The organism is bacterium (assembly GCA_027622355.1).
GTDB lineage: Bacteria > UBA8248 > UBA8248 > UBA8248 > UBA8248 > JAQBZT01.
The window spans coordinates 1-3,335 of sequence record JAQBZT010000302.1 but is presented as its reverse complement, the minus strand read 5'-3'; the positions used below and the strand labels follow the sequence as shown (position 1 = coordinate 3,335).

4 protein-coding genes are annotated in these 3,335 nt (G+C 63.3%); 2 read left to right on the top strand and 2 right to left on the bottom strand.

Features of this window, described 5'->3' with window-relative positions; translation table 11 throughout:
* Both O2807_13845 and O2807_13840 read right to left on the bottom strand, forming a co-directional pair.
* Positions 1-1,312 (bottom strand): exonuclease domain-containing protein (locus O2807_13845; GenBank protein ID MDA1001583.1); only part of this gene is annotated, 1,312 nt, incomplete at its 3' end.
* A gap of 254 nt (positions 1,313-1,566) precedes the next feature.
* Entirely contained in the window at positions 1,567-2,556 is a 990-nt protein-coding gene (locus tag O2807_13840) for a YeeE/YedE family protein (protein ID MDA1001582.1), read from the bottom strand.
* Positions 2,557-2,733: 177 nt separating this feature from the next.
* Here O2807_13840 and tatA point away from each other — a divergent pair, with 177 nt between their 5' ends.
* Both tatA and O2807_13830 read left to right on the top strand, forming a co-directional pair.
* The gene (gene tatA / locus O2807_13835) at positions 2,734-3,102 is read left to right on the top strand and encodes a twin-arginine translocase TatA/TatE family subunit (protein ID MDA1001581.1); all 369 of its coding nucleotides are present in this window, start codon (positions 2,734-2,736) and stop codon (positions 3,100-3,102) included.
* The coding region (locus tag O2807_13830; protein MDA1001580.1) for a twin-arginine translocase subunit TatC at positions 3,099-3,335 on the top strand (237 nt) is incomplete at its 3' end. The genes tatA and O2807_13830, both read left to right, overlap by 4 nt.

The window sequence follows — 3,335 nt, the reverse complement described above, 5'->3', positions numbered from 1 at the left end:
CCAGCTCCTGCTCCCCCCGGCGGCGCAGGCGCCCCTCGAGGAAATCCTGAAGCGCCTCGACCATCCGGCCGTAGAGTTTCGGCGAAACATCCGGCAAGGGTCTTTTGTCCTTTTCCTCCTTTTTCGCCTCCTCCCCCCGCTCCGGGGCGAGCCGCAGGGGAAACAGCCGGAGAATCACCTCGAGCAGATCGCGCAGTTGGGCCTGCTTCCGGAAGGGGCCGTAATAGGCGCTCCCGTCGGGCAGGAAGCGGCCCGCCGCCATGACGCGCGGGTACTTCCGAACCACCTCTATCTTCAAAAAATTCTGTGTCCCCCCCAACGGGTGGCCGTTCCTTATCCTGGAGTCGCGCATGGAACGGACGGCCTCGATAGACATCCCCAACTCGCTCTCGGACGGGAGAGCTTCCACCCGGTGGACCGCGCGGAGCTTCTCGGCGAACCGCGCCGCGGATTTGTTCTTTGGATAAAAAATCTCTTTTACCGCGCGCTGGATATCGCCCGCCTTGGTCGCGTATACGGTCTCTCCCGCTGCATCCAGCAGGCGGAACACCCCCCGGCAGGAAGGGAGCGCCCCGATATCCGCGGGGGTGAGTAAGATGCCCTCGACCAGCGCCGGCTCTTCTTCCGGGGGGGGAGGTTCCTGGAAAGAAAAAACTTTCTCTATCCCCTGAAGTCCGCTCACCTGAAGCATCATCAAAAACCGGAGCAACACTTCGGCCGTCACCCGCGCATCGCCCAATGCACGGTGGCGATCATCCTCCCCGATCCCGAGAAAGGTGGAGAGCTCCCCCAGATTGTACCGCCCCAGGGAGGGGAGCAGACGCTGGGCCAGCTTGAAGGTGCAGAGCACGGCCGGGTCGAATTCACGCTCAAGCACTTCGCGGGCGAAGTAGTGGATGAACAGATGGTCAAAGGTCGCCCCGTGCCCCACGAACACGCACCCATCCACAAAATCGAGGAAAGCCGGGAGAACATCCCGGACACCCGGCTGCTGGGCGACCATCTCGTCGGTGATACCCGTGAGGCGAACCACGTTCCAGGGGATCTCCCGCATCGGAGAGACGAGGGAGTGAAACTCCTCACCGATCTCGCCGGCGCGTACCTTCACCGCCGCGATCTCGGTGATCCGGTGCTGGGGCGGCCGCCCGCCGGTAGTTTCGATGTCCACGACCGCAAACGTCGTATCCGGCAAGAATGAAGTCAGGGAAGGGAGACGCGAGGGGATCTGCCAGCACCCCGGCCCATCCTCGATGAACAGGGCGCTTGAACGGAGAAGGGGCTCCAGGATCTCCCGCGAAACCTCTTCGCTCAAACCGTTTATTTTAAATAGTTGATCTGCCAGTTCACTGAAGGAAACGGTTCTACCCTCTTCCAATTCGCGTTGCAGGCGGGACCCGATTAACCGGGCCCGGATTTCGGCGAGCCCCCGAAAAACACCCATCGGAAGGGCGTTGGAATTAACGGAGCGAAGAATAACAGATTCCGCCGCCCTGTTCAAAAGAAAGACGGCGAGGGGCTAACTATTTAAAAAACAAAAATTTAACCCCATCCCCCGCCCCGGGACGCTCACCTCGCCCCTCCAAAAAATACCCGAGTCCCCGCCCAGCAGCCGAGCATAATGAAAACCGTCGCCACCAGACTTCCCGTCGAAAGCGTCGCCAGGCCGGTGAGACTATTGCCGATATTGCACCCGCCCGCGGTGGCCGCACCGAATCCCATCAAGATTCCCCCGGCGAACTGCATGGCCATCCGCCGGGGCTCGGGGGCGCGCCATTTGAACTCTCCCGCCAGGACCGCGCTGGCGAGGGCGCCCGCCGGCACCCCGATGAGCATCCACACCCCCCAGCCGAGCATCGCGCTCTCCCCGGTCGCCGCATACCGGAAAAGACGCCCGGAGGGACCCGTCATGCTCAGACCGAAATGACGCCCCACCATTTCCGATGTGACCCAGGCGCCCGCCGCCACCAGGCCCACCGCCACCCCCGTCGTCCGCCAGGACCAACCCGTAAAGGTTCTCGTCCGCGGGGCGCGGGAGAGATAAAAACCGCCCACGGCCAGGAAGACGAGCACGCCCGCCCAGGCCGGCAAGCCCGCCATCCCCGCCAGGCTCGTCACTCCGGCCGGCGCCACGTACTGCCGCAACGCGCGCCCCGCCGGGTAGAGTACCCCCCAAAACGTCGCCGCCACCCCGAGCCCGAAGCCGATGACGGCCAGCCAGGAACCCACCATGCCCTCCCCGACTCGGTACCAGCTCCCCGAAGCGCATCCCCCGGCCAGCGTGATGCCCACCCCGAAGATGAATCCGCCGACCACCGCACCCAGCCAGACGAAAGCGAAGGGCTGGACCACGAGAAAACCGAAGGCCGCGAGCGCGTGAATCAGCACCATCTGGACAAGAAGAGCCAGAATGTAGGACCGGAAGAGGGGGCTCTCCCCCACGAGAAACAAATCCCGAAAGGCGGTGTACATGCAAAATCGGCCCCGCTGGAGCACGAACCCGAAGATCAGTCCCGTGGGAATCCCCAGGAGAAGCGGACGGATGGACACATCCCACATGCCATTTCCTCCACCAGGCAGGCACTTTCGGGGCGGCTCACCATCCTTTCAGAGCCGGACCCGCCCCGCAACCTCCCGGCACGGACCCGGCCCCTTTTCCCCGAAGAGCAGGCCATTCACCCGGACCATCTGATTTGGTATAACCCGGTGAGCGTTTTCACCCAAATCGAGGGGACCATGTTCGGAAGCATTGGCATGACCGAGCTGATCGTTATCCTGGTGGTGGCCCTAATTGTCATCGGGCCCAAGCGCCTGCCCGAGGTCGCGAAATCCATCGGGCGGAGCCTGCGGGACTTCAAGCGTGCCACCTCCGACCTCCAGGACAGCATCAGTCTCGACGAAACCGACTATGAACCTCATCCGGCCTCGCGCACCGAAGAGAGCGAAAGCGATAAAAGCGCCGCTGTATCCCCACCGAACGACACAGCCGCTCCGGACAGCCCGGCGAGCGGCACAGGCGGCACCGCCGCATCTGCAGATGAGGCCGCATCCGCAGAGGAGGCCACCCCCTCCGATGTCAGCGAAAAAGGGAAACCGGCATCGTGACCGACGAGAAGGACTCCTCCGAAAGTTCCATGCCCCTCACCGGGCATCTGACCGAGCTCCGCAACCGGCTCCTGTGGATCCTGGGCACGGTGCTTGTGATCTTCTTCATCACCTACTATTTCTCCGCCCAGCTGCTCGCGATCGCCCAAAGGCCCGTAGCGGGCCAGAAGCTGGTCTTTCTCTCGCCGACCGAGGCCTTTTTCGCGCACCTGAAAGCGTCCTTTTTCGCGGCG

Coding starts and splice junctions, on each gene's coding strand:
- O2807_13840 (MDA1001582.1), bottom strand. CDS start 2,556: ATGTGGGATGTGTCCATCCGTCCGCTTCTCCTGGGGATTCCCACGGGA.
- tatA (MDA1001581.1), top strand. CDS start 2,734: ATGTTCGGAAGCATTGGCATGACCGAGCTGATCGTTATCCTGGTGGTG.